Source organism: Nonomuraea sp. NPDC052116 (assembly GCF_040680035.1).
In the GTDB taxonomy this organism is placed as follows: Bacteria; Actinomycetota; Actinomycetes; order Streptosporangiales; family Streptosporangiaceae; genus Nonomuraea; species Nonomuraea angiospora_A.
The window spans coordinates 305073-324265 of the sequence record NZ_JBFAWA010000008.1 but is presented as its reverse complement, the minus strand read 5'-3'; the positions used below and the strand labels follow the sequence as shown (position 1 = coordinate 324265).

Here is a 19193-nt window from a genome sequence, read left to right as displayed (position 1 = left end):
CGAACCGACATCCCAAGCGGAGCCGGCAGCCAACCCAGTGAGGCGGACGGGACCGCCGAACCGACATCCCAAGCGGAGCCGGCAGCCAACCCAGTGAGGCGGACGGGACCGCCGAACCGACATCCCAAGCGGAGCCGGCAGCCAACCCAGTGGGGCTCAGGGGGTCAGGAGTTGTGATCGTCGCTGGGGAGGGAGCGTGGAGGAGAGGGTGATTGGACGACGGGAATGCAGACACGGTCCCGCCCCAGCTCCTTCGCCCGGTAAAGCGCCAGGTCAGCGGCCGCCAGCAGGTCGATCAGGTCGTCCCCGTGCACGCTCATCAACGCGACCCCCGTCGAAATGGTCACCCTGACGAGGGCGTCGTCGACGGGGATGGCCATGTGGCCGATGCGGGTGCGGAGGCGTTCGGCCACCTGGCGGGCCTCGTGGATGTCGGCGCCAGGCAGGAGGACGACGAACTCCTCGCCCCCGAACCGCCCCACAACGTCGTAGTCTCGCAGCTGGCTGCGCAACGTGGATGCCACCCCCACCAGCACCTGATCGCCGACCAGATGTCCGTAGGCGTCGTTGACCCGTTTGAAGTGATCGATGTCGATGATCAGGAGCGCCAGGGTTTCGCCCGTCCGGCGAGCCCTGACGATTTCGGTGTCGGCCTCGCGCTGCCAGGCCGCGGCGTTCAGCAGGCCCGTCTTGGCGTCTGTACGGGCTGCGGCCTGGAGCTGAGCGTGGAGGAGGCTGCGCTGCAGCAGCACCACCGGCGGCAACGTCAGGATCAGCAGGGCCAGGTTGAGTCCGCAGCAGATCGAGACCGTCACGCCCAGGCAGAGCTCGACGATGTCCAGCAGCACGCTCTCCCTGTCCCACAGGACCTCCCGCCACGGCATGTCGGGGTCTGCGGTGTGGGCGGCGATGGCGATGAGAGCGATGTTGAGCAGGGAGAACAGCACAGCCGCCCCGACCGCGCAAAGGATCGGCGGTCCGCTCCCGAGCGACAGCACCCACGGGTCCTCGATCACCCAGTGGAACGTGACGGACGCCGCGCACCCGGCCAGACCGATGGCGGCCGCGCTGAACACCCGCCGGTAGAGAACGGTCGCACGCACGCGTACCTGGAGCAGAATCTGCAGGACGATCGGCGCGAAAATGGCGTAAAGCGGCGGCAGAAGCAACGCAACCGGCAGCCACCACGCCGACAGCAGGTCTCGCGAGACGCCGGCGGGCATGCCCAGCCGCCGACTGGCCTCGATACAGACCGCGCCGCACGCCATGAGAGCACTGAACGTGACCAGGTCCCACCATTGGAAGACGGTGGTCACCGCGAACACCATGATCGCGGCAAGGTCGAGAGCGACGATCGCACACAAATAGATCACGAGCGGGCGACGTTGCCCGAGCAACGGCCAGCGGCCGGCCAATGTTGACACACCGTCGCGAGACCCGATCGAGGCGTGACTGGTCGCCGCCATCTCGTCTCCTCCCTAACTAACGATGTGTAACACAATAATTGCGGAGTGTGCGATGTGCGATGGGAACGGATACGTTGGCACTGACTACACACACCTGCTCATGCCGCGAGTGGGTCGTGTTGGACAGCCGTGCCGGAAAGGAGCAGCCATGGTGCGGGGCGTGACCTGGACCTGACAGATGCTCTAGCCATCTGCCGCGGACAACACACCATCGGCCGCCCTCGGGGGTGCCAGTCAAACGGGCCACGGCCGGTGCCCCCTCCCCCCTCCTTCCCCTCCACCTCAATCTCCCCCTTCGCCTCAGCTTTCCCTTGGCCCCACCCTTGCCTTCACCTCAGCCTTCCCTTTCGCCTCACCCTTCCCCTCCACCTTGGTCTTCGCCTACACCCTCTTCGCTCGCCTGGCTCCTTCCCCGTTGCATTTCTCGCTCCGATAACCGCGTCCCGGTTTTCTCCTATCTCGGCCAGGGCCTCGGCATATGCCAGAGCGCTGTCCTTCTCCGGTTACTGCCGTCACAACTCACTCGCGAAGGCTTTCCCTCTGTCACTGCCGCCGCCACTCCGCTCATTAGGTATCGCCCCCTACGGCTTCTGCCGCCGCAGCTCCACTCGCGAGGGTGTCTCCTGCCACAGCTCCGCTCACGAAGACCTCGCCTTCTGTGATTGCTGCCTCATGGCTCGCTCTCCAGGAGCCGCTCGTCTCCGGATTCTCCAGTCGTGCCATCCCTTCGAGAAGCCAACTCCTTCCGCCGCCCCTTTTTGAGGGCTGGCTGCCTCGATGCCATCCGTTCGAAGGGCCTTCTTCGCTTCCGCCTTCCCTTCCGCGCCTGCGCTCGATGTCGCTGCTGCTGCGGCATCTTGCGGTCCCGGCCGTGGCATCCGCATGTGCACAGGCAAGCGCCGTTGACCGGTCGGCGTCCGCCCCTTGGACTTGAGTGCATCGGTGGGCACCGCAGACGGCCGACTTCCCCGCCGGGTCCACCCCCTGGGCGTGAGCGACACCAGTGGCACCGCAGACGGTCGACTTCCCAGTTGGGCCCGCCCCTTTGGGCGTGTGGGGCACCGGTTGGCCGAGCGGTGCCCCTTCGCGTGCTCCTACGCCGCTGCTCGTTCCTCCAGCAAGGGCTCTTCCGCGGCTCCATCTTCCTCGTCGACGCCCACCTTGCTCGTCGTCTCGTCGGTCTCGGGGCCCAGGAAGCGGACCGTGTGGTCTCCTGTGCTCGGGGTGCGCCTCTTGCCGCTCGCCTCCCCTGCGGAGCGCATGATGTTGTCCTCACCCTCTGAGGAGTCTGCGGTGCTGGTGGCTTCTCCTGATCGCAGGGTGTCGCCCTCGGGCTCCTGGGTGTGTGCCTCCTCGTCCGATCCCGAGATGCTGGGGAAGTCGCGGTCGGTGCTCAGGGCGTGGAAGGGGTTGGGTTCGGGCGCGGAGCCGGAGCGGGGGAGGTTTCGGAAGCTGCGGGTGCCCATGGCCCAGTCGCGCGTCTCCTCGTCCAGGCGGTCGCGCATCTCCTTGCTCATCGAGGTGACTCCGGAACGGTCCGGCTTGGCGAAGACGCCGGTGCCCCAGCGCAGGTCGTGCCCGACCGCGCTGGCCTCTATCTCGGGCACGAAGCGGCGGTCACCTTCCGGGCCGAACTCGCGGATGCGCAGCTTGCCGGAGACCACCACAGGGTGGCCTGCCCGGATGGAGGAGGCGACGTTGTCGCCCAAGGTACGCCAGCAGCGGACCGTGAAACACACCCTGTCGCCGTCCACCCATTGCCCCGCCTTCTTGTCGAAGTAGCGATGTGAGGAGAACACCTTCAGTGAGGTGACCCTGCTGCCGTCATCGAAGCTGTACTGCCTCGGCTCTGCTGCGACGTTGCCGGTGAGTGTGATGTAAATGTCGTTCATCCCGTGCCTCCCATGCGGCGGGCCGGCTGCCCGCGATCTGGGATCAGGGTGCCGGGGATGGGCTTGGGCACGAGCTCTGGAACGGGGTTCTGTGGATGAGTGGGGCTGGATGGGTTGAGCCTGTGGATGAGAGGGCTGTTGGCGGTGAGGCCTCTGTCAGGCAACGGGGCTTTGCGTGAGGGGAGGCTGTAGGTGGTTATCTGCCGTGGGGAGGCTGCTTACGGTGGAGGTATCAGCCCGCCCGACCTACGGGGATGCTAGGGGCTTCCGGCGCATCGAGCCGTTGCGTGCCTGCATAAAATGACGTAGGAGGCGGGCCATCTGACCGAAGCTCGAAGGTGCCAGTTACCGGTGCTCGAAGGTGCCAGTTACCGGTGCTCGAAGGCGCCGGTTGGCGGTGCTGGCAGCTGCATCTGGCCACAGCGAGCGGGCACAAGAGGCCATAGGACGGACGCAGGAACAGCCGGCCGTCGCAGGCGAGTGTCGAAGATCAGGGCTGTGGCTGGCGAGCGCACTCGACCACAGTGCGTAAGCGCCAAGGGCCATGACTCGCGGACGCATCTGGCCGCAGCATGCACCCCCGAACGCGGCTGTGGGATGGGCTTTAAACGGGCATAGCACGGGGACCCGAACGGCCGTGGGACACGGCCCCGAACGGGTGTAGCACGCGGACTCGAACGGCCGCCGCACGCGACCCCGAACACCCGTAGGGCGCGGGCCCGAACGGCCGTGGGGCTCGGCCCCGAACGGGCGTACCACGGCGCCCGAACGGCCATGGGACGCAGGCCCGAACGGGCGTAGCACGCAAGCCTGAACGGCTGTGGGACGCCGCCCCAAGCGGGCATAGCACGCGGACTCGAACAACTGCCGCATACAACCCCGAACAGCCGTAGGGCGCAGGCCCGAATGGCCTGGGACTCGGGCCTCAACGGGCGTGGTACGCGGGCTCGAACGACCGCAGCACGCAATCCCGGACAGCCGTAGGCGCGACCTCGAACGGCCGTGGGACTCGGACCCGAACGGCCGTAACACGCGGCTCCGAATGACCGTAGAGCGCGTCCGGATGGCCATAGGACGGGAGCGGGGCGGGCCCTGGCTGGTGGAGGAAGGTTTGGTTGGGGGTCTGGTGGAGCGGCGGGCGAGGGGAGGGTCAGGGGGACAGGTCGCGTAGGGCTGTGTAGAAGGCGTGGTGGCGGGTCAGTTCGCGTTCGACCGGCTCCACGACCATCGTGGTCGACACCGCGGCCACGCGGCGCCGCATCTCGCGCTCCAAGCGCTCCCGCTCCCGCGAAGCCCCCAGTTCCACGAAGTTGCGGGAGGCGATGCCCGACAGTGCTCCCAAGCCCAGCACCGACGCCATCATCAGCCCCACCCACGGCAGCGTCGCGCTGTCGCCCAGCAGTTCCAAGGACGGAGGAAGCTGTCCCGGCATCAGCAGGCCCGCGGCCAGCCAGGCCAGGCCGGCGACGAAGGCGACCACCAGGACGTACTGCCACACCTTGAGCGCGCGCCACCACCCGGGTACGCGGTCGAGCTGCGGCGCGATCTCCGTGAGGTCCTCGGTGAGGGCCTGCGGGAGCTGACTGGAGCGGGAGCGGGCCGCCTGGTGGACCCCGGTGCGCCACACCGGGTGCATCCCACCGGACAACCCGTCGGCGAGGGCCTGTACGGCGTTGGCGACCTCGGCCGACTGCGCGCTCACCGAGCCGGTCGTGATGCCGCGGATCTCCTCCCCCAGGTCCTGCAGGCGCAGGCTCCTGAGCGGGTCCGAGCGGAACTTCGAGAACCACCGCGGGTACGGCCAGCCCACCCAGTGGCTCGACCGCTCGGCGTAGACGTTCTCCATGGCCTCGCCCACGGCCGGTACGCCCACCGCGTCGCACAGCGCGTCCGTGAGCCCCATCCGGCGGGCCTCGTCGACCGAGGACGGCGCCGACAGGGCCTCGCCCAGCGGCATGGCCTTGCTGAGGCGCTGCTCCAGCCGGTGCAGGTCGGCCTCCAGCTTCTGGATGGCGGCGCGCCTGCGGGCCACCGCGGTCGCGATGACGCTCCGGAGGCTCTCGATGCCGCGGCCCGTAACCGCGGAGGTGGGTACGACGCTGGGATGTTCGACGCCCTCGCGGCGCAGCAGGTCGTTGAGGTCGATGACCAGCTCGGCCAGCTCTTCCTTGGTGAGCCTGTCGGCCTGGTTGAGCGCGAACACGGTCACCGCGTCATGCCCGGCCAGCTCCGTCACGTAGCGGCGGTGCGTGGACGCGTCGGCGTACTTCTGCGGGTCGAGCACCCACACCACCAGGTCGGCCAGGCCGATGAGCCGGTCGGCCTCGGTGTCGGTGAGGGCCCTGATCGAGTCGTGGTCGGGCAGGTCGAGCAGGATCAGCCCGTGGAGCTGGCTGTCGCCCTTGTCGAGCGCGCTGGCCCGGGAGAAGCGGTGCCGCCACTGGATCTGCAGCCAGTCGAGCAGCGGGCCCGCGCCTTCCAGCCCCCACACGCAGGCGTGTGTACGGGCGGTGGTCGGCCGGCGCACGCCGGTGGGCGACAGCTCCAGCCCCGAGATGGCGTTGAACAGCGACGACTTGCCGCTGCCCGTGCCGCCGGCCAGGGCGACGACGGTGTGCTCGGAGGACAGCTTGAGCCGGTCTCCGGCCTGCGTCAGCAGCGTGTTGGCCTCGGTGAGCAGCTTCTTGTCCAGCCGCCCGGGGCCGTGCTCCACCACCTTGGTGAGCGCGGACAACCGCGGAGCCAGCCCGGGCCTGGTCGCCATGGTGGTCATCGGGCGACCTCGAGGTTGTACGTCGCCTGGTAGAGGCGAGTCGCCACGGACTCGTCCGGAATGCCCGCGGTGTCGAGGGCTTGCACGTAACGCATGGATTCCTCGTCGAACAGCATGCCGATCCTGGCCCGCAAATCGCTGAGCGCCTTGGCCCCGATGCCACGCAGGGACTCCGCGCCGAGCAGCGCGTTGACCAGCCGGTGCGGCACCCCTTCGCCGTTGGTCCCGCTGAACATCGCGACCGTGAAGATCAACGAGAGCGAGTCGGGATCGAACGACACCAGCTTCGACACCGACCGCTTGGCCACGCCGTCGGTGCGTACGAGCTCGCTCAGGTGCTCCTGCCACGACGCGATGGCGCGACCGGCGTGACGTACGAGATTGTCGGAGGGCCTGTCGAGGCCCTCACCGAGCGTGGCGCCCAGCTCGGAACGGTGCCGCCAGCGCGCGACCACCTCCTCGGTGGCGCGGTTGGCGGCGGCGACGATCACCGCCTCGAGCCCGGCCCGGATCGCCGCCTTGAACGCCAGCACCCGTTCCGGCGCATGCTTGTCCGACCGGCCGCGTTTGCGCACCTGGAGCGAGCGCACGAGGTCGCCGGAGCCCGCGAATTCCTGCCAGCGGGCCAGCACCTCGCCGTGCAGCAGCGAGCCGTTCTTCGACGCCTTGTCGACCTCGCCGAGCGCGCCCCGGAAGGCCGCCTCCACGTCGCTGCGTAGCTCCGTCCTGAACGCGACCTGACCTTCCAGGTGCCTGGCCAGCGCGGGTACGCGGGTGCGGAAGCTGTTGAGCACGCCGTTGAGCGTCTCGCGCACGGCCTGGGCCCTGCGCTCCTCGTCGACCGACAGCTCGGCCAGCCAGAGCCGCAGGTCGGTGACCTCGCTGTCGGGCAGCCTGCCGTCGGTGACCTTCGCCTCGTTGATGACGAACCTGTCGATCTCGCCCAGGCCGTATTCGGTGAGCATCCGTACGAAATGCTTCAGAACCACCTCAGCCGACCTGGGCTGCACCCGCGACAGCACGATCGCGAGCCGGGCGCCGCGCTCCTTGGCCAGCTTCAGCAGGTTCCAGGCGGGGGCGTCGGCGTAGCGGGCCGCGGTGGTCACGAAGATCCACAGGTCGGCGGCGTCGAGCATGCGATGGGCGACCTCGTGGTGCTCCTCGACGACCGAGTCGATGTCGGGGGTGTCGAGCAGCGCGACGCCCTGCGGAAGCTTCTCCGTCGCGACCACGACCATGCTCCGCGCCCCGGCTTCCGGGGCGGGCTTGTCGAGCCGCTGGAGGCTGGCGAGCAGCTCCCCCTCCGCGAACCACTTCCGGTCCTCCGGGTGGCAGACCAGCACGGGGGTGCCGGTGGTCGGGCGGCGTACGCCGGTGCGCGAGACGTTCTTCTCGGCCAGCGTGTTGACCAGGGTGGACTTGCCGGCGCCGGTGGAGCCCGCGACCACGATCAGGGCCGGGGCGGCGCTGGTCCTGACCCGGGGGAGCACGTAGCCCTCCAGCTGGGCCAGCAGCTCGGCCTGCGTCTGCCTGGCCTCGTCCGCGCCGGGCAGGTCGAGGCCGAAGCGCAGGTCCGCGACGCTCTCCCGGAGCGTGCCGAGCGCCGCCGTGAGCGCCTTGGCGGCCTCGGCGGGCAGCGCCTCGCCGCGCCCCGCCTTCTCCCCGGTCGCCGCGCCGCCTCCGGGCTTCTCGCTCCTCGCCGGCTCCTGGCTCTCCTGCGGTGCCGCCTGGTCCTCCTGCGGCTCCGCGCCGTCACGCGGCTCTTCGCGATCACGAAGCTCATCGCCGTCGCGGGGCTGCCGCTCGGCCTCCGGCTCGTCGCCATCCGCCCCGTCGGCCTGGGAAGTCTCGTCGGCCTGGGAGCTCTCGTCGGCCGGAGAAGGCTCGTCGAGCGTCGGCTCGGCCTGCGACTCCTCATCGCCCGTCTGCGCGCCCTGAGGCCGCCCGGAGGCGGACTCCACGTCCCGGGCTTGCCCGGATGCCGACTCCGCGCCGTGAGGCCGCTCCTCGCCCGGCTCGGCGTCCTGAGGCTGGCCGTCACCAGGCTCCGCGTCCTGAGGCTCGTCGTCCTCCGTCGCCACGTCGTCCTGAGGCTGCTCGTCGAGTGACGGCGGCCCGTCCGGCGACGACGGCTCGGGCTCCTCGTCGGACGAGTCCTCCGTGGCGAAGGCCGCGAAGAAGGGCTCGCCGTCAGACGGAGGTACGGGCGGCGCCTTGCGAGGCCCTGGACCACCGAGCGAGGCGGGCTTCACGAAGAGGGAAGGCCGCTCCACGGGATCGCCGGCCTCCTCAGGCACGTCGTCGTCAGCCGTAACCGCCTCGGCGGGCTCCTCCGGCGCCGGTGGCCCCGTGGAAGCCGCGGCAGCCTCCCGCTCCCCCGGAGCCGATGGCTCGGGGGAAGCCGCGGGCTTCTTCCGCGCCTTCTTCGTGCCGAAGGCATCGAAGGCGTCGTCGCCCTGGACCTCTGTCAGGTCCTCGTCACCCACCGGGCGAAAGCTCAACGTCTGCTCTCCCGGTGACTCCTGCCGCCCATCATCCATGGCCGTGTTCACGGCAAGCGCTCCGCTCGAACCATCTCGACCTCCTGGCCGACCCTCACGACGTCGCCGACGATGACGATCGCCGGCGGCCGGATCCCAGCCGCGGACACGCGGTCGGCCACGGTGGAAAGGGAAGCGGTGACCGCCCGCTGGGTCGGAAGGGTACCGTCCTGTACCACCATTGCGGGAGTCTCCGGGGGACGTCCGTCTCGGATGAGCGCTTCTGCCACCTTCGCGAGCCGCTCGACGGCCATCATCAGCACCAGCGTGCCCTGGGAACGGGCCAGGGCGGGCCAGTCGACTGTGGACTTGGGGTCGTCGGGCGCGACGTGCACGGAGATCACGTGGAACTCCTGGCTGACGCCCCGATGCGTCACCGGCACCCCGGCCGCGCCGGGCACCGCCACGGCGCTGGTGATGCCGGGGACCACCAGCACGGGGATGCCGGACCGGGCGCAGGCGATCATCTCCTCGCCGCCGCGCCCGAACACGAACGGGTCGCCACCCTTGAGCCGGACCACGAACTTGCCCTGTCTGGCTCGATCCACGAGCAGCTCGTTGATGGTCTCCTGGGAGAGCGAGCGGCCGTAGGGGACCTTGGCGGCGTCGATCAGCTCGACGTCGGGGGCCAGCTCGTCGAGCAGGGCCCGGGGCGCGAGCCGGTCGGCGACCACCACGTCGGCCTGCGCGAGGAGCTGCCGCCCGCGCACGGTGATGAGGCCGGGATCGCCGGGGCCCCCGCCGACGAGCGCCACGCCGACCGGTTTGGTGCGGTTGCGCCGGGCGTCGACCGTGCCGTCGCGCAGGGCTTCCACGACCGCGTCTCTGATGCCGGCGGCCCTGCGCGGATCACCGCCCGCGGTGACGGCGACGTTGATCTCTTCGACGCGCCCGGTGGCGGGCGTCCAGGCGGCCGAGGCGTCCTTGTCGTCGGCCCGCACGCACCACACGCGTTTGGCCTCCGCCTCGGCGGCGATCGCCGTGTTGACGGATCTGTCGTCGGTGCAGGCCTGTACGAGCCAGGCACCGTCGCAGTCACCAACCTCGTACGGCCGGTCGTGCCAGGTGACCCTGCCGGCGGCGATCAGGTCGTCGAGCGCCGGCGTCACACTCGGCGACACGATCGTGACCTCCGCACCGGCCTCTAGCAGCGCGGGAACCCGCCGCTGTGCGACGCGCCCGCCGCCCACGACGAGGACCCGGCGGCCGGAAAGCCGCAGGCCGAGGAGGTAGGGGCCCATGGGGGGAATCTCCCGTTCGCGATGGTTCTGTGTTAGGACGTAAACCTACCGGCTCCGGAAGCGTCATTTGCTGCGCACGGGTCAACGGCCGTCGAGAAGGGGCTGCCGCGGGTCCCAGCGAGGCCCGCCCTGAGCGTCCTTCCGGCGTCTGGCCATCGCTGAAAGCGCTTCAAGGATAACCCGGTTTCCCAGGTAGGCGGTGATGTCCGCGTGATCGTACGGCGGCGCCACCTCGACCACCTCCATGCCGGCCACGGGCAGTTCATAACAGATGCGGCGAACAGCATCGAGCAACTGCCTGGCGGTCAGTCCCCCAGGCTCGGGCGTGCCGGTGCCGGGAGCGTGGCCGGGGTCGCAGACGTCGATGTCGACGGACAGGAAGATCTGGTCGCATTCGTCGAGCGCGATCGCGAACGACTCCGTCAGGCACTCTTCCAGCCCACGGGCCACGATCTCCGTCATCTCGTACGAACGCATGTTCTGGGCGGCCATCCAGCTCAGCGTCTCCGGCTCGGGCCAGTAGCCGCGCAGCCCGATCTGCAGGAACCTGTCGCCCCGGATGGCCCCCGACTCGATGAGCCGCCGCATCGGCTGGCCGTGCCCGTAGAGGTGGCCGAACGCGATGTTCCCGGTGTCGGCGTGCGCGTCGAAGTGGATCATCGACGTGCGGCCGGGCGCGCACGCCCTCGCGGTGCCCCGGGCGTCCGGCAGCGCCACCGTGTGGTCACCCCCGAGCACCAGCGGGATCGCTCCGGAGGCGGCCACGCGGTGCACCGCCTCCTCGATCGCGGCCAGCGAGCCCTCGACGTCCCCCGAGTAGCACTCGACGTCACCGGCGTCCAGCACCCGCAGGTCGCGCAGGGCGTCCACCCGCAGCGCCAGGCTGGGCCTGGAGCCGTCGTGCGGCAGGTAGCAGGCCTGGCGCAGCGCCATCGGGCCGAACCTGGCGCCGGGGCGGTTGCTGGTGCCCCCGTCGAAGGGAGCGCCGACGATCACCACGTCGGCGTCCTCGTAGGAGGCCGGATCGTTGACGTCGCACCGGTCCACGCCCAGGAACGTGATGTCAGGACCGTACATGGGGCCGTAACGGGACACCGCTCACCTCCAGTGCCTCCATCATCACACGGTCTTTTCGGTCACTCCCGCCGAATCGAACGTCGCCACGTCGTGCATCACGCGTATGGCCGCGCAGACCACCGGATACGCCAGCAGGCCGCCCGTGCCCTCCCCCAGCCGCAGCTCCAGGTCCACCAGCGGGCGCAGCCCGAGGTGGGCGAGCGCGGCGGCGTGGCCGGGCTCGGCCGAGCGGTGGCCGGCGATGCAGTGGTCGAGCGCGGCCGGGTCCAGCGCGGCGGCCACGAGGGCGGCGGCGCCGGCGATCACGCCGTCGAGGATCACCGGCACGCGGGCGGCGGCGCCGCCCAGGATGAAGCCCGCGATGGCCGCGTGCTCGAACCCGCCGACCGCCGCCAGGGCCCGCAGGGCGTCGCTGGGCGTGGCCAGGGCCCCCGACAGGCCGTTCGTGCGCAGGGCCTCGCGGACGATGCCCACCTTGCGGTCGAACGTCTCGTCGTCGATCCCCGTGCCCCTGCCGGTCACCTCGGCCGGGTCACGGCCGGCGAAGACGGCGATCAGGGCGGCGGAGGCGGTGGTGTTCGCGATGCCCATGTCGCCGGTGATCAGGCACCGGGCTCCCGATGCCACCAGGTCGCGGGCCACGCCGATCCCGGCCTCCAGCGCCCTGACCGCCTGGTCGACGCTCATCGCGGGGCCCTCGGACAGGTCGGCCGTGCCGTACGCGATCTTGTGGTTGACCAGGTCGGGCGCGTCGGGCAGGTCGGCGGCGACGCCCACGTCCACGACCGTCACGGACACGCCGGCCTGGGCGGCGAAGGCGTTGGCGACCGCGCCGCCGGACAGGAAGTTGGCCACCATCTGCACCGTGACCTCCTGCGGCCACGGGGTGACGCCACGCGCGTGCACGCCGTGGTCGGCGGCGAAGATGGCCAGCGCCGCGGGCTCGGGCATGGGCGGCGGGGTGGCGCCCGCGGCCCCCGCGAGGCGTACCGCGATCTCCTCGAGCGCGCCCAGCGAGCCGCGGGGCTTGGTGAGGCGGTCCTGGTACGCGCGGGCCTCGGCGATGGCTCGAGGATCCGCGGGACGGATCGCGGCGAGCGTCTCAGCGAGCACGGCAAACCTCCACTTACGGGACGAGTTGGAGCGCTTCCTCATATCGGTCGATCACGACGTCGGCCAGGGTCTCACAGTCGCCGATCACCTCGGCGCACCGGATGTCGAGATCGGGGTGCCCCGCGCCGTACGCCAGCGCCTGGGCCCACACGCGCTCCAGCATGCCACCCGCGAACAGCAGGTACGGCACCACGATCACGCGCTTGGCCCCGAGACGGCGGCAGCGCTCGAGCCCGCCGGGCACCCCGGGCGGGGTGACCGACACGAACGCGGTCTCGACGGTCATGAAGTCGTAGGCGTACGTCTCCCAGAACAGCCGGGAGACCCGGTGGACCTCGGCGTTGGCGGTCGCGTCCGTCGAGCCCTCGCCGACCAGCACGACCGCCGTCTCGCCCGGCTCGATGTGCACGGGGTGGTCCTCGACGGGCAGGGAGTCGACCGCGCGGAGCCGGGGCCTGGCTCCCACGAGCTCCAGGGCGCGCGGCTTGGAGATCTCGGCGGCGGCCTCGTTCAGCCGCTCGGCCAGCAGCCCCAGCACGCGCGGGTCGGGGCCGAGGGGACGGCCGTAGTCGTACATGAGCGTCGGATGCCGCTTCTGCTCCAGCTCCATCGCGGCCGGGAACTCCTCGCTCATCCTGCTGAGGCTCATCGGCAGCGCCACGATCCGGTGGTGCCCCTTGGCGACGAGGGAGGCGACGGAGTCGCTCAGCCGCGGAGAGGCACGTTCCAGGTAGCCACCGGACACGTCGGCGCCCGTCTGGTCCAGCCGGCAACGCAGCCGGTGTACGAACCTGCCGAACTCCGCGGCGTAGGCATCATCTTGTGAGCCCTGCCCGATCAGCAGGAGCGGCGGCTTCATTGTGAGGGAATCTCCGGTGCGTTAGACAAAGACAGGCGAGGATAACCGATGCGCCCCGGTAGGGAACAGGTCACGCTGTGTGCGCGGGGGTCGCATGCACGACGAACACGGGGTCGGAGGCGGTCAGACGGTGGGAGCCGTCGGGGTCGAGCGTCAGTCTAGATGCCAGGATCTGGGTGCCCTCGCCGCGGTAGCCGTGCTCGCGCAGCCGTTGGAGCACGGCCGTGACCTGCTCGACCTTCCTGAGCGAGCACACCAGCGTCCGCGGGCCGCGGGCGGCGCAGGCCACCACGACGTCGGGGCCGCCGCCGCCCACGTAGACGGCGTCGGGGTCGGGCAGCGGCTCCAGCGCCGGCGGCGCCTGACCCCTGGTCAGAGCCACTTTGACGCCGTGCTTGAGCACGTTGGCGCGCAGCCGGGCGCAGGACTCCTCCGCGCGCTCCACGGCGACGACGGCGGCGCCCATCCGCGCGCACTCGACGGCGATCTCGCCCTCGCCCGCGCCCACGTCCCAGACCAGGTCGCCGAGCCGCGGGCCCAGCTTGGCCAGGATGAACGCCCGTACCTCCGGCGGCAGCGCCCCCTCGAACGGCAGCGCCCACTCGGCCGGGCCCGGCTGCGCGCCCGCCAGCCAGCCCGGCTCCTTGGGCTGGTGCAGCGGGTCGATGACGAGGACCACGTCGGGGTCCTTCCACGGCCTGGTGGTGGCCTCGCCCATGCGGCTGTGCGTGACCCGCTCGTCCGGACCGCCGAGGTCCTCGCAGACGATCAGCGCGCGGGGCGTGGTCGGCGCCAGCTCCCTGGCGATCTCGCCGGGGCCGACGCCGGGCGCGACCAGCAGCGCCACCTTGGGATGGGCCCGGCAGGCGTTCACGACCCGGTCGATCTGGCCCGGCCCGGACGGGGCCACGACCAGCGCGTCCTCCCAGTTGAGCCCGGCACGGGCGAAGGCGCGGGTGATCAGCGAGATCGCCGGCACCACCTCCGGTTTGAGGCCATGGGCCCGCAACGTGCGGACGACACCGAAGAATCCGGGATCGCCCTCGGCGACCACGACCGCGGGACCTTCTCCGTGTTCGAGGTGATCGTCCAGAACTTCGAGCAGCGCGCCGTCGGCCGCGGTCGGCGCGGAGAGCCTGAGCTGCCCGAGCACGGCGTCGGGGCCCACGACGAGCTTCGCCTCGCGGAGCTTGTCCACCGCCTTCGCCGAGAACTCGTGCCCGTCCCACCCGACCACCGTGATCATCACGCCTCACCGTCCTCACCTCAAGGGTGACGGCTGCGATCGGGTTTCACAAAGGGTACGGAGGTCAGTCCGGTGTGCCCTCAGGCCAGGTCGGACGGGATGAGGCTGTAGACGATCACATCCTGGCCGCCCAGCGAGGACCTGGCGACGCCTTCGCGGACGAAGCCCGCCTTCTCCGCCACCCGCTGGGAGGCCGTGTTCGTCGCGAGGGCGCGCAGCTGCAGCCTTCTGAAGCCCTGCCGCTCGAACAGCCAGCGCGCGATCGCCACCACGGCCTCGCCCGCGTACCCGTTGCCGCGGGCCCACGGCGCGGTCATGTAGCCGATCTCGGCCGACCTGTGGGCCCAGTCGACGTCCCTCAGGTCCACGTTCACGGCGAACCGCCCGGTGTCCCGCTCCACGACCGTCCAGGTGATACCCGCGCCCCTCATCCGTATTCGTTCGGCCATGCCGACGGACGCCCGCGCGTGCTCCTGCGTGTAGTCGCGCGGATAGCCCGTCATGGCCTGGGTGACCGGGTCGGCGACAGTGGCGGCCAGGTCGGGCGCGTCCTCGGCGGCCGGCTGGCGCAGCAGCAGCCGCTGGGTACGCAGCTCCGTCCTGGGCAGGGCGTCGGCCTGCCGGCGGCGGTCGTAGGCCAGCAGGCCGAAGATGACCAGGTCGTGCGGCCCGTCCTCGTCCAGCACCGCGTCGCGCAGCAGACCCTCCCAGGTGAAGCCGGATTTCAGCGCCACGCGGAGCGAGGCGAGGTTGTCCAGCTTGGCGGTCAGGTCGATCCTGCGCAGCCCGACGGCCCCGAACGCCCAGTTCACCAGCCCGCGCACGGCCTCGGTGGCGAAGCCGCGGCCCCGGTAGAGGGGGTGGACGCCGTACCCGACCTCGGTCGTCCCCGCGGTCCACGAGGTCTTGAACAGGCTGATAGCGCCCACGATGACGCCCTCGGCGTCGACCATGGCCAGATGCAGGCCCTGCCCCGAGCGGCGCAGCTCGTGGACCCCGATCGACAGCCACCGGGGGATGCCGGCGGTCTTCTCGGGGGCGCCGGGCGGGAGGAACCGGGCGCCGGAGCGCACGATGGAGCGGATCCTGGCGGAGTCCTTGAGGCTGAACGGCCGCAGTGTCAGCCGTTCCGTGGCGATGCTCACGTCAGCGTCGAACACGTCGGCAGGGTACACACTCGCGATGTTTGCCCACGAAAGCGGGGGTAGGGGCGCAATTGAGAGGAGTGTGGAGAAGCGGAGGTGGTGAACGGTGCGGCTCGACTTCATCCGCCCGCTGTACGAGCGGCAAGGCCCGTACGCGTCCGTCTATCTGGGCGCGTACACCGGGCAGGAACGTGAGGCCCACTGGCGCGGCGTACGGGACCCGCTCGAGAAGGACGGGGCCGACAAGGCCACCCTGGAGGCCCTGGACGAGGAGGTCCAGCGGCTGGTGGCCTGGGAGGCGATGTTCGCCGCCCACGGCGACCTGGTGCTGACCGACTCGCTCCCGAAACCGCCGGGAGAGCTGGGCCGGTGGTCCCCGCTGCCGCACGTCACGCCCATGCTCATGTACCGCGGTGAGAACGTCCCGCACATCCGGGTCATCGTGGACCACGCGGGGGCCGAGCTGACGGTGTTCGGAGGCGGGTCGCCGCGCAGGGCCGTCGTGGAGGCGGAGGACTGGCCGCTGCAGAAGACCGCGCAGGGCGGCTGGTCGCAGAAGCGGTACGAGCGGTGGGTGGACGAGACCTGGGAGAAGAACGCCGTCGCCGTCGCGCACGAGATCGACGAGCAGGTACGCCGCATCGGCCCGGAGCTCATCCTGGTCGCCGGCGAGCCGAAGTCGCGCTCGTACCTGCTGCACCACCTCAACACCAGGTCCGCGGACCGGGTGATGATGGTCGAGCACGGCAGCCGCGCCGACCACGGGCAGTTCGAGGAGGACGTGGAGCGGGCGCTCGACCAGTGGCTCGACCGCAAGCGCGCCGAGCTGCTGGGGCGGCACCAGGAGACGTCCGGGCCCACCGGGGTGGCCCGCGTGGCGCACGCGCTGCGTGAGGGCCGCGTACAGGCGATCCTCCTGCCCGGCGAGCTGCCGCGGGAGATCTGGATCGGCACGGGCGGCACCCAGCTGGCCACCGATCCGCAGGAGCTGCGGCGCTGGGGCGTCGGCGAGCCCGTCCAGGAACGCGCGGACTCCGCCCTGGCCAGGGCCGCCGCGATGACGGACGCGGAGCTGTGGTTCTGCGACGGCGTCTCCGACGTGGCGGCCGTGCTCAGGTACTGATGATCACCTTGAGGGTCCTGGGGCCGTGCACGCCCTCGACCCGGTTGAGCTCGATGTCGCTGGTGGCCGAGGGGCCGCTGATCCAGGTGAGCGGGCGCGCCGGGTCGAGCCTGGCGATCGCCTCGGGCACCCCGGCCACGATCTGGTCGGCCCGCACCACGCACAGGTGGTAGTCGGGGACCAGCGTCTGGGCGCGCGTGCCCTGGCCGGGGCCGTGGTCGAGCACGATCGTGCCGGTCTCGGCGATGGCCACGGCGCAGGACGTGATCACGCCGTCGGCCGTGCCGAGGTCGGCCCAACCGCCGTCCCGGTCGAAGCCGTCGGGGACGATCATGCGGCGTCCCGCGACGGCTTCGTCGATCTTGGCGGGCACCTCGGCGGCGGGCAGCACGTGCACGATGGCCCGGTAGTCGTCCACCCGCTCGGCGAACAGCCCCACGATGTCTTCTATGTCCTGAGTTGTCCGGTAATGGCGGGGGATCTCGACATCCGCCACCCCGGCCACGGCCTTGCCGATCCTGGCGAGGATCTCCTCACGCGCGCTCATTCCGCTCCCACCAGTCTCTGAAGGATTCTTCCGGAATCTCGGGGATGTCCCTGGTGTCCGTCCAGGCCGACATCGGCCCCGGCAAACGCTTCGGTACGAGCCCGCGCAGGCGGGTGGCCGCCCTTTGCGCCTTGGCCAGGCGTTCGTGGTCGTTGAGGATCCAGCCCGCGACCTTCATCCCGGCCCGCTCGGCCGCCGAGTGCGGGGCCTTGGCGCGCAGGTCGACCAGGACCTCGGGGATGTCGATGGCGACCGGGCAGACCTCGTAGCAGGCGCCGCACAGGCTGGAGGCGTACGGCAGGGAGGCGTCCAGGTCCGACGACATGCCGCGCAGTTGCGGGGTGAGGATCGCGCCGATCGGGCCCGGGTAGACCGAGCCGTACGCGTGGCCGCCCGCGCGCTCGTACACCGGGCAGACGTTCAGGCAGGCCGAGCAGCGGATGCAGCGCAGCGCCTGGCGGCCCACCTCGTCGGCGAGCACGTCCGTGCGGCCGTTGTCCAGCAGCACCAGGTGGAAGTCCTGGCCCTCGACGGCGCCCGTCCACATGCTCGTGTAGGGATTCATCCGCTCGCCCGTGGAGCTTCTCGGCAGGAGCTGGAGGAACACCTCCAGATCCCGCCAGGAGGGCAGGAGCTTCTCGATCCCGACGACGCTGATGAGCGTCTCCGGGAGCGTCAGGCACATCCGGCCGTTGCCCTCCGACTCCAGCACCACGAGCGTGCCGGTCTCGGCGATCATGAAGTTGGCGCCGGAGACCGCGACCTTGCTCTTGAGGAAGCGTTCGCGCAGGTGGAGCCGGGCCGCCTCGGCCAGCGCGGGCGGGTCGTCGGTCAGGTTCGGCGGGACCTTGGGCATCTTCTCCAGGAAGATCTCGCGGATCTCCGACCGGTTGCGGTGGATGGCCGGGACCAGGATGTGGCTGGGGAAGTCGTCGCCGAGCTGGACGATCAGCTCGGCCAGGTCCGTCTCGTACGCGGTGATGCCCTGCGCGGCCAGCGCCTGGTTGAGCTCGATCTCCTGGGTGGCCATCGACTTGACCTTGACCACCTCGGTCTCGCCGGTGGCCTTGACCAGGCTCGCGACGATGGCGTTGGCCTCGGCGGCGTCCCTGGCCCAGTGGACGGTGCCGCCCGCCCGGGTCACGGCCGCCTCGAGCTGGACCAGGTAGCCGTCGAGGTTGCGGAGGGTGTGGTCCTTGATCGCCTTGCCGGCCGCGCGGAGCTCCTGCCAGTCCGGGAGCTCGCCGACGACGTTCGCGCGCTTGCCGCGGATCGTGTGCGTGGCTTTGCGAAGGTTGTAGCGGAGCTGCGAGTCCTGTACGGCTTTCGCCGCATTTTTCGGGAAATTGCCGGGCATTCCGAGGAAAGTCGCGCTCACTGGTGCTCCTCCGTCGATGCGAGGATCTCGGCCAGGTGCATCGTCCTGACGCCGGTCTTCTGGCGGCTCAGCGTGCCGCCGATGTGCATCAGGCACGAGTTGTCCGCCGCGCAGAGCACCTCGGCGCCCGTGTCCAGGATGTTGCGGGTCTTGTCCGCGCCCATGGCCGCGGAGACGGCCGGGTTCTTGACCGCGAACGTGCCGCCGAAGCCGCAGCACTCCTCGGCTCCCGGCAGCGGGACCAGCTCCAGGCCGCGGACGTTCCGCAGCAGCCTGGTGGGCCGGTCGCCCAGGTGGAGGCCGCGGAGCGAGTGGCACGTCGGGTGATATGTCACCCGGTGCGGGAAATATGCGCCTACGTCGTCTACCTTCAGGACGTCCAGCAGGAACTCGGACAGCTCGTACACCTTCGGCACCACCTCCGCGATGGCCGCCGCACCCTTGCTGCCCGGCCTGGCCAGCTTCGGGTACTGCTCGCGCACCATGGCCGCGCACGACCCCGACGGCGCCACCACGGCGTCGTACCCGGCGAACACCTCGGTGAAGTGGCGGGCCAGCCGCACGCCCTCCTCGCGGTAGCCGGTGTTGACGTGCATCTGGCCGCAGCACGTCTGGGCGGCGGGGAAGTCCACGTCGCACCCGAGCCTGCGCAGGAGCGACACGACGGCCTTGCCGGTGCCGGGGAAGAGCGTGTCGTTCACGCACGTGATGAACAGGGCGACTCGCACGGCTCTCCTTCCAGTATGGTCTGACCACAGTATGGTCAGACCATACCGAACCACATCATTTCCGG

The 19193-nt window shown here is 70.6% G+C and carries 14 protein-coding genes; 1 reads left to right on the top strand and 13 read right to left on the bottom strand.

The features are described from left to right. Positions 1-164: 164 nt before the first annotated feature. The 10 genes from AB0L65_RS18115 to AB0L65_RS18070 all read right to left on the bottom strand — a co-directional run bounded on the left by AB0L65_RS18115 (position 165) and on the right by AB0L65_RS18070 (position 15367). Entirely contained in the window at positions 165-1373 is a 1209-nt protein-coding gene (locus AB0L65_RS18115) for a GGDEF domain-containing protein (protein WP_364246472.1), read from the bottom strand. A 1187-nt stretch (positions 1374-2560) separates the two neighbouring features. Continuing rightward, a complete protein-coding gene (locus AB0L65_RS18110) occupies positions 2561-3358 on the bottom strand; it encodes a single-stranded DNA-binding protein (RefSeq protein WP_364246469.1) in 798 nt (265 codons plus the stop codon). A 1150-nt stretch (positions 3359-4508) separates the two neighbouring features. Beyond that, the gene (locus tag AB0L65_RS18105; protein ID WP_364246466.1) at positions 4509-6131 is read right to left on the bottom strand and encodes a YfjP family GTPase; all 1623 of its coding nucleotides are present in this window, start codon (positions 6129-6131) and stop codon (positions 4509-4511) included. After that, entirely contained in the window at positions 6128-8617 is a 2490-nt protein-coding gene (locus AB0L65_RS18100) for a dynamin family protein (protein WP_364246463.1), read from the bottom strand. The genes AB0L65_RS18105 and AB0L65_RS18100 overlap by 4 nt, the downstream gene beginning before the upstream one ends. A gap of 62 nt (positions 8618-8679) precedes the next feature. After that, positions 8680-9912 carry a uroporphyrinogen-III C-methyltransferase gene (cobA, locus tag AB0L65_RS18095; RefSeq protein ID WP_364246461.1) on the bottom strand — a complete coding sequence of 411 codons (1233 nt, stop codon included), beginning with the start codon at positions 9910-9912 and terminating at the stop codon, positions 8680-8682. Between the two features lie 81 nt (positions 9913-9993). Beyond that, on the bottom strand, positions 9994-11007 hold the full coding sequence (speB, locus tag AB0L65_RS18090) for an agmatinase (RefSeq protein WP_364246459.1): 1014 nt from the start codon (positions 11005-11007) through the stop codon (positions 9994-9996). A gap of 24 nt (positions 11008-11031) precedes the next feature. Beyond that, positions 11032-12102, bottom strand: coding sequence for a nicotinate-nucleotide--dimethylbenzimidazole phosphoribosyltransferase (gene cobT, locus AB0L65_RS18085; protein WP_364246457.1), 1071 nt, complete (start codon positions 12100-12102; stop codon positions 11032-11034). A gap of 13 nt (positions 12103-12115) precedes the next feature. Continuing rightward, positions 12116-12961 (bottom strand): sirohydrochlorin chelatase, encoded by an 846-nt coding sequence (locus AB0L65_RS18080; RefSeq protein ID WP_364246454.1) that lies wholly within the window; start codon positions 12959-12961, stop codon positions 12116-12118. Positions 12962-13031: 70 nt separating this feature from the next. Continuing rightward, positions 13032-14207: a precorrin-6y C5,15-methyltransferase (decarboxylating) subunit CbiE gene (cbiE, locus tag AB0L65_RS18075; protein WP_350731892.1), complete on the bottom strand. Its 1176-nt coding sequence runs from the start codon at positions 14205-14207 to the stop codon at positions 13032-13034. Between the two features lie 80 nt (positions 14208-14287). After that, positions 14288-15367 carry a GNAT family N-acetyltransferase gene (locus AB0L65_RS18070; protein ID WP_364246451.1) on the bottom strand — a complete coding sequence of 360 codons (1080 nt, stop codon included), beginning with the start codon at positions 15365-15367 and terminating at the stop codon, positions 14288-14290. 91 nt (positions 15368-15458) lie between these two features. On the opposite strand from AB0L65_RS18070, the gene AB0L65_RS18065 reads away from it, so the two are divergent. Continuing rightward, a complete protein-coding gene (locus AB0L65_RS18065; RefSeq protein ID WP_364246448.1) occupies positions 15459-16475 on the top strand; it encodes a Vms1/Ankzf1 family peptidyl-tRNA hydrolase in 1017 nt (338 codons plus the stop codon). Here the strand turns inward: AB0L65_RS18065 and AB0L65_RS18060 are convergent. From AB0L65_RS18060 to AB0L65_RS18050, 3 genes are read right to left on the bottom strand one after another with little or no spacing between them, the layout of a single operon-like run. Further along, on the bottom strand, positions 16465-17022 hold the full coding sequence (locus tag AB0L65_RS18060; RefSeq protein WP_364246445.1) for an LUD domain-containing protein: 558 nt from the start codon (positions 17020-17022) through the stop codon (positions 16465-16467). The genes AB0L65_RS18065 and AB0L65_RS18060 overlap by 11 nt on opposite strands. Then, positions 17009-18400, bottom strand: coding sequence for a lactate utilization protein B (locus tag AB0L65_RS18055; RefSeq protein WP_364246443.1), 1392 nt, complete (start codon positions 18398-18400; stop codon positions 17009-17011). The genes AB0L65_RS18060 and AB0L65_RS18055 overlap by 14 nt, the downstream gene beginning before the upstream one ends. Beyond that, the gene (locus tag AB0L65_RS18050) at positions 18397-19128 is read right to left on the bottom strand and encodes a (Fe-S)-binding protein (protein WP_357745221.1); all 732 of its coding nucleotides are present in this window, start codon (positions 19126-19128) and stop codon (positions 18397-18399) included. The genes AB0L65_RS18055 and AB0L65_RS18050 overlap by 4 nt, the downstream gene beginning before the upstream one ends. Positions 19129-19193 lie beyond the last annotated feature (65 nt).